6 protein-coding genes are annotated in these 8,187 nt (G+C 37.7%); 5 read left to right on the top strand and 1 reads right to left on the bottom strand.

Annotated elements, in window-relative coordinates; all coding sequences use genetic code 11:
- Positions 1–174: 174 nt before the first annotated feature.
- Entirely contained in the window at positions 175–2,391 is a 2,217-nt protein-coding gene (locus B5J93_RS00295; protein ID WP_079323885.1) for a TonB-dependent siderophore receptor, read from the bottom strand.
- Between the two features lie 32 nt (positions 2,392–2,423).
- Here B5J93_RS00295 and B5J93_RS14140 point away from each other — a divergent pair, with 32 nt between their 5' ends.
- From B5J93_RS14140 to B5J93_RS00270, 5 genes are all read left to right on the top strand, one after another.
- Positions 2,424–2,555 carry a hypothetical protein gene (locus tag B5J93_RS14140; protein ID WP_265734196.1) on the top strand — a complete coding sequence of 44 codons (132 nt, stop codon included), beginning with the start codon at positions 2,424–2,426 and terminating at the stop codon, positions 2,553–2,555.
- A 264-nt stretch (positions 2,556–2,819) separates the two neighbouring features.
- Complete coding sequence (locus B5J93_RS00290; RefSeq protein WP_079323884.1) at positions 2,820–3,542, top strand: DUF4198 domain-containing protein; 723 nt, start codon at positions 2,820–2,822, stop codon at positions 3,540–3,542.
- On the top strand, positions 3,542–3,856 hold the full coding sequence (locus tag B5J93_RS00285) for a hypothetical protein (protein ID WP_079323883.1): 315 nt from the start codon (positions 3,542–3,544) through the stop codon (positions 3,854–3,856). The genes B5J93_RS00290 and B5J93_RS00285 overlap by 1 nt, the downstream gene beginning before the upstream one ends.
- A gap of 236 nt (positions 3,857–4,092) precedes the next feature.
- On the top strand, positions 4,093–5,637 hold the full coding sequence (locus B5J93_RS00280; RefSeq protein ID WP_079323882.1) for a PepSY-associated TM helix domain-containing protein: 1,545 nt from the start codon (positions 4,093–4,095) through the stop codon (positions 5,635–5,637).
- A gap of 1,246 nt (positions 5,638–6,883) precedes the next feature.
- Entirely contained in the window at positions 6,884–8,116 is a 1,233-nt protein-coding gene (locus B5J93_RS00270) for a beta-ketoacyl synthase N-terminal-like domain-containing protein (RefSeq protein WP_079323880.1), read from the top strand.
- Positions 8,117–8,187: the final 71 nt, after the last annotated feature.

Raw genomic sequence — 8,187 nt, 5'->3', positions numbered from 1 at the left:
AGTTCGGTTGGTATAGATAACCACCTAACCTCGCCTGTCCTTTTGCATAATTCATTATCAGTCTTTAAGAGATTAATGATTGTGTTGCCCCACGACTTATCACAAAAATAACCGCTTACCTTTAATAAATTGAGGCAAACGGTTTAATACAACAACAGCTGATGTGGCTACAGATTAGAATCGGTAAGTTACACTGCCCGAGACATTCAAGGGTTCACCATTGGTAATTTGATTAAACCCTGTTCCAGAGAAGTATTTTTCATTAAGCACATTATTTATATTGAGCTGGAAATCTAAGTTGGGATTTGCACGATAACGCCCCATTAGATTGACGAGAAATATACTGTCCTGACCGTATTTTTCCTGTGTGTTTGTTGCAGGGTTGGTTAGGTAAGCATAACGCTCTCCATACCAATTCACACCACCACCAATGCTTAGACCATTGATATAACGACTCATATCATGTATCGTCCAAAGCTTAATCATGCGGTCAGATGATGTGGTATTAATGGCTTTTCCATTGCGATCTTTAGCATTAAATTGGGAAAAGCTCATCATTGCTTGCCAATTTGGGCTAAGCTTGCCGCTAACTTCCACCTCTATTCCAGTACTGGTATTACCATCTGTGGCGGTATAAGCCACTTCTTTAGTGCTGTTTTCGGTGCCTTGTACACATGAACGCCCTGCGTTACAATCTCCCACCATGGCTTGTGCCATATTGTCTTTTTGGACGTGAAACAGTGTTACCTGTCCTTGCAGTTTGCCGTCTGGGCTACCACTTTTGAAACCCAACTCGTAGGTGTTGCCTTCTTCTGCATCAAGGTAGTCTCCATTAATACCACGCACACTTTGAGGCTTAAATATACTGGTATAGCTAGCATACACTGATTGGCTATCATTGATATCGTAAATAATACCCGCATAAGGCGTCCAAACATGATCGGCTTTTGCAGTCACTGTTCTGCCCCACTGAAAACCAGTTTTATCATAATCAGACAGGCGTGAACCCAATGCCAGTGTTAGAGGTTCAGCAATTTTTAATTGCACTGCACCATAAATGCTTTTTTCTGTAGTCTTCACTTCAGCTTGTGGCGTATCTGGCAGGGTGGGCCATATTGGTTCGGGATAACTACCGCCATGCCAATCATAAAGACTTGTAAGGGCATTTGGGTCACTACCAAGGCTGACTGAACGGGCATCACGCTTATCGGTATGATGACTTGCACCAAACGTAAGCTGATGTTCCTTACCGAACAAATCAAACCACCCCTTAATGTCGGCAGAATAAAATGTCTGCTTGGTGGCATTTTTGGCAATGTAGCTATTGTATGTCCATGCAGGGTCTCTAACATTAGATGGAAGCCCTGTGGTTTTGTCTACGGTGTTATAGCTATGGTAAAGTAATTTTGGATTGCCTTTGGTGTCCATATGGTAGGCTTTTAAATTAAGCTCCCAATCATCATTAAAGTGGTGTTGCAGACTACCAAAATACTCTTTAGTTTCATTGTCCCAACGAGTCCAATCCACACTGTTGTTCTTGCTAGACTCCCAATTTGTCTTAGAGCCATCGCTAAAATATGTTGGCAAACCACCCCACATCACACCATGTTGCTTATTTTTTCGATAAACGGCACCAATATCAAATGTAGTCTTATCTGTTAAATCAGCCTGCACCGTGGCGTAATAAGAAGTACGCCCACGTTCCTCACCATCAATAAACGTCTCACCATCTTGGTGGTTAAGCACCATGCGACCACGAACATTGCCACTCTTGGTTAGAGCTTGACCATAGTCAAGGCTTGCCCCGTAATTACCAAAACGATTTATGTTGGCAGATATCTCTCCTGTAGGTGTATTATAAATGGCTTTTTTGCGTATCATATTAATACGAGCGGATGGCTCTCCTGAGCCTGTCAGCAACCCAGTAGCACCATGAGTAACTTCAACCCTGTCATAAATATCCGTTCCCACCAAGGTCTCCCCTACAGACATTTGGGCATTAAAATCCATGTCCGCTCCATCAGCACTAAACTGCTCAATATTAAAACCACGAGAACTAAAACTTAGTCTACCGCCATCTATATTGCCCACATTAATACCAGTGGTATTATCCAACACCTCTTTCATTGTTTGTAGATTTTGGTCTTTAATACGAGCCTGATTGAGCATACTGACCATTTGAGGGGTTTCGGTATTGCTAAGACTTAGCCCTGCCGAAGCTGTTGAATTGGGGACAGTGTAGCGATTGTAGTCCTCAAAATTAATGGTTTCATGAGCAAGAACTACGTGTGGCTCTTTCATATTAACAGGAATGTTTTCGCCAAAAGCAGTCTGACTAAAACAAACGACGGATATTGCAATGCTAAGATGTTTCTGAGAAAATTTTTTCATACCAAGCCTTATTACATGGGTGGAATAACAGGATGAGCCCTTTAATGATTAGACTGCCTGCAATATTAGATATTCTGCTCGCCCTGAGCCATGCCTTCGGGCCAGAAAACCGTCATGGCTCAACAGGCTCACCACAAACGGTTTTTGAAATCAGAGTTTTGTAGGAAGCCTATTGTATGATAGATACACAACAGTGGATAAACAGCAATCGATACTTGTCAGTAAAAATATTTATTTACAAACGATTACAATAATAATTCTTATTTTTATTTTAGTCAATAACATTTTAAAATATTTTTTAACAAAAATTTAAAAAATTAAAATATATATTGACATTTTTAATAATAATTGTTATTATTTTCAATAAATCTATCACTTATTATTAGGATGCTAGGTTTTTATACAGTTATTAAACAAAAGGTGTGAGTATGCAAAAATTACTAGGTGCTTTAATTTTATCTTTTATGACATCCACTGCCATGGCACACGGATTTTGGATTGATAAGCGTGCAGGAGAGCTTGCCATAGTCTTTGGAGAATGGGGTGATGATGCCAGTTATGATACAGATGTTTTAGACAGCATTCGTGGTTTGGATAAACAAGGCAAATCAATCGCCATTAGTACAACTGCCAATAAAAACAACATCACTGTTAATATGCCCAAAGATGTTAGTGCCGTCATCAGCACCTACAAACCTAGTTACTACACTCAGGACAATAAGGGTGAATGGCACCGTAAATCCAAACTTGAGGTGAAAGATGCGGTGAGTGGCACGGTTTATGTACAAAATAACATCACCTTGTTTGACAACCAAGATAAGCCCATGTCATCGGCAGATGAGCTACAGTTACAAATTATCGCACTGTCAGACCCTTTTCAATTAAACATCGGTGACAAGCTACCTGTTCAAGTATTATTTGAGGGCAAACCACTTGCTAATGCTAAGATTGCTCAAGACTATATCAATAACCCCAAGGGCGAATTTATTGTAACAGACGACAACGGCAAGGCACATATTGTGGTGCAAAGCACAGGCATTACCGTTTTGCAAGTTGGTCATGAGGTAGAGAACCAAAACAAAGAATTGTCAGACAAAACTTATTATAACAGTACATTAGCCTTCAACTTATTTATGCATAAATATAAGTAATGAACCCTATCTGCAATTTATCAACCATTTATCAAAAATCAAAAATTGCCAGCCGTATTTTGTTGGCAATTTTTGGGTCTTATTTGACAGCTTTTTTGATTTCAGTATTGCCATTAGCCTTGCCAATACTTAATGTATCAGCAGTTGCTTGGGGTAAAATCATTGGGGTGGTTGGAGGTTCATTCACTTTTGTATTGATTTTTTGCATTTACTCTTTGAAAAAAGCTTGGATTTTTATGATAATCCTGAATTTTTTCTTATTTTTTCTTTGCTGGTATTTTGTGCCAAATTTCACTAATTTTATTGGCAAATGAAAACCAAAAACTATTTGTTATATCTTTATGAATTATGAAACTCAAAAAAATTCTATTTTAAAAACCTTAATTTTATTGAAATTGAATTTTTTTACAAACTCAACAAAACCATAATTTCTTAAGAAGTCTAATGATATCTTCTCACGTATTAGGTTTCCAAATACAATTAATCATTGGTATTGTTGGATACCAATCCATACAGCCAATCCTTCTTTTTATAAATCCATTTAAAATCCATGAGTTCAGTACACCGAAAAAAAGTAAAAGCTCCCAGTATTCGCCAACTGCTATCCCCTGTACACGGCTGGATGGGCTTGCTATTGGGTTGGTTATTATATTTTATGTTTTTTATGGGCACATTAAGTTATTTTAAAGATGAAATTAATATCATAACAATGCCTCATGCTTACCAAACAATTGGAAAGACCACAGATAATGATATTGTGCAAGCATTAGATTATGTTGATACACACCATTCTGACGCTGATAGGGTTTTTATTTACTCTGGTGATGAACGCAATCCTTTAAGAATCGGTGTTCAAACCAGTGGAGGTAGAGAGAACTATAAACAGTACGTAGCGACACGAGAAGGCTTTCTGCAAAGTAGCGGACACAGCCTTGGCGGTGAATTCTTTTATCGTCTGCATTTTGACTTGCACTATATACCTGTCATGTGGGCGAGATACTTGGTGGGTATTGCAGGCTTTATGATGCTTATTGCTACTATTACAGGTGTGATTATACATAAAAAATTTTTTAAAGATTTTTTTACATTTCGTGCAAGAAAAGGACATCGTTCTTGGCTAGATGCACACAATGCTTTATCGGTTCTTCCCCTGCCTTTTCATTTAATGATTGCGTTTACAGGCATTATTACACTCGTCAATATGTATTTACCCTATTCGGAAAAAATTGCTAATATATCTCCCGATACTCATAGCCAATATTATGCTTTTGATTGGTGGGCAAAAAAAACGGATGAAGCTAAACCTGCTACAACTCCAAACATCCTACCGATTATTCATCATGCCAAATCATCTTGGGGACTCCATACAAACCACGATATTAAGATTGTTAGTATCAACCATTTTAATACCACTTCGGCACAGATTTCTATAGAAACACGAAACGATAAGCATTTTTCAAGATTGAGCACTTTTAATATTTATGATTATCAAGGCAATTTTATAAGAAGCAATCCAAAATACCCAAAAGGATTGTTAGCACAAAATGCTATTGTAGGCATGCATCAAGGGCGAGTAATGGGCATGCCCATGCGATTTGCGTTGTTTTTACTAGGATTGTCAGGTACGGCGATGATAGCGACAGGTCTAGTAATGTGGACAGTAAAAAAGAAAAATCAATTAAAAGGTAAAAAATATCTTGGTTTTTATCTGACAAATAAAACAAACGCTGGTGTCATCATAGGAGTACCATTAGCTACCATTATATTTATGTGGGCAAATCGCCTATTGCCTAATGATATGATTAATAGAGACAAAACAGAGATATTGATATTTTTTATTTCTCTTACTACATCAATAATGATATCTTTATTTTTAAATGCCAAAAAATCGTGGATGATTTTGGCTTTAACAACTTCATTATTATGCTTTGCATTTCCTATTTTAAGTATAATATTGACAAATCGAGGAATAATTAATAGTATATTTTCTAATGATTGGGTTTTTGTTTTTTTTGATTTAACTATTCTGTTATTTTCTATATTTTTTTACTATATTTATTATTTTGTAAAAAATAATAAAATTAAATCTGTATAAATAATGAGAAATAGCAAATGATATTATGCTTATTTTGATAAATCTAAGAATTATTAAATATTGGCAAAATTATGAAAAATAAAAATAAAAACAATTATACAAAAGAGCCACTGCGAAATAATGATTTTGCAGCATTTTTCAATTTTTAAACCCTAGAAAATATCAGGGCTTGAATGTGTAAATATTTTATTTCGCATTACGTCTAAAGTCTGATAAATATTCTTTTTCTCTATGGATTAGAATATTTATTTATAAACAAATAATCAATCTTTGCAAGATATTTATTAAATTTTTCAAGATGATATTTAAGTCAATTAACTTTCATTTCTTTAATAAAAAACTGGGATATATATGATTTACCTTGTTATTTTTATATTTTATATGATTGGATTTTTTTTATTGGCGATAAGCACTTCTCGTCATCAATCAAAATTTCAACACCTGATTGGATTTAAGAATTTAAAAATAATCGGTTTAATCATATTAATTGGTGGATGGTTGCCTATATTTTTTAGTTTATTAAAAGTATATTTTGTGATGAATATATTGATATTATCTTCTGTTTCTGCAGGGATTATATATATAGGGTTAGTAATACATGATGAATTTCTAAAAAAATAGATTGTTTCAGTCATTGATTTTTTTAAAATTCATTTTGTACAAGTTTGCATTTTTATCTTGCAGTACATATAATGATTATTTTTTCATGAAAAATGCACAAATATTGTGATTTGAAGTCAAAAATTTATTTAACAGAGTGACTATCAGGCTGTATTTTTTTCTCTATTTTTATTGAAATACCAAGGGCAAGCACGCTCCAATTGAAATAAAACGGTGGCTACGGTCGCCGTTTTTATGTTCGTTTGTTACCCTTTTTATCATGCGTGATAAATTTGATTGAAAATTAGGGCATGCCTACCTTTTGTATTTGCAATGAGAAATGAAAAAATCGCATGTTTTTCAAGGAAAAAACAAAGGCTGTGAGTTTTCTATCAGACAAGTTTTTGACGATGAAAAACAATCCGACCACTTAACTGGGTAAATTTTTAAGATTTTAACTTAATTTTTCAAATTAAGTGGTCGGATAGCCATTTTTCATGCAAAAACATCATTTTATTTCTATAAACTTTCTAAAATGTAAATAGTGTTATAAAGGGTAGACACGCCCTACCTTTTTAGGTCATAATTTGTTACAATATCAGCATTACATTTGTAAACTTTTAGCAAACTTTTTTGGAAAATATTTATGAAAAGAGTCGTCATCACAGGCATGGGCATTGTCTCAAATATCGGCAATGACCTAGCTACCGTTACCAATAGCCTAAAAAACGGCACGTCAGGCATTATCTTTAACCAAAGCTATGCCGACAATGGCTTTAAATCGTGCGTGTCAGGCTCGATTGACCAAAGTACGCTTGACGTATCAGGCATTGACCGCAAATTAAAACGCTTTATGTCGGACGCTAGCCTATACGCCTATGTGTCCGCCTTGTCCGCCATTAATAACGCAGGTCTCACCCTTGATGACGTGGCGGACAACGTGCGTGTAGCGGTCGTGGCAGGCTCAGGCGGAGCAAGCACGGCAGATGTCGTAAGCTCGGTGGATAACATGAAAGCCAAGGGGCTTCGTGGCGTAGGAGCCATGGCAGTGCCAAAAATCATGAGTAGCACGGTTTCCGCCACGCTTGCCACAGGGTTAAAGATTAAGGGCATTAGCTACTCGCTGTCGTCCGCTTGTGCCACATCTAGCCACTGTATCGGTCATGCCATGGAGCTTATCCAGCTTGGCAAAGCGGACATGGTCATCGCAGGTGGGGGCGAGAGCGAGCATTGGACGCAGTCGTGTATGTTTGATGCCATGGGGGCGATGAGTACGAGCTACAACGACACACCCACCACCGCAAGTCGCCCTTATGATAGTACCCGAGACGGCTTTGTCATCGCAGGTGGTGGCGGTATGGTGGTCGTGGAGAGTCTAGAACACGCACAGGCTCGCGGAGCGACAATCCTAGCCGAAATCGTGGGCTATGGGGCGACATCGGACGGAGCGGAGATGGTTGCCCCAAGCGGAGAAGGGGCGACTCGCTGTATGCAAATCGCCCTAACACAAGCAGGACTTGATACGGTGGACTATGTAAACTCACACGGCACAAGCACGCCACTTGGCGACATTACTGAGCTAAACGCCATTGCAGAGGTGTTTGGTGGTGCGGACAAAACCCCACCGATTAGCTCCACCAAATCCATGACAGGGCATAGCTTGGGAGCGGTGGGCGTGCAAGAACTGATTTATTGCGTACTAATGATGAACAATGACTTTATCACCCCAAGCATTAACATCACTGAGCTTGATGATGGAGCAAAAGCCTTTGACATTGTAACGACCGCTCGCCAAACCAAAATTAACTCGGCAATGAGTAATAGCTTTGGTTTTGGCGGAACGAACTCGGCGTTGGTGGTTAGGAAGTTTGAAGGTTAAAATTAGGGGCATGTTGAACATTCACAACATTTTCGCAAAATACGATGAAGATTAGAACACGTTGAACATTC

The organism is Moraxella equi, assembly GCF_002027555.1.
Classification (GTDB): Bacteria; Pseudomonadota; Gammaproteobacteria; order Pseudomonadales; family Moraxellaceae; genus Moraxella; species Moraxella equi.
Note: the sequence above shows the minus strand (reverse complement) of the source record. Positions and strands in the feature narration are given on the sequence as shown.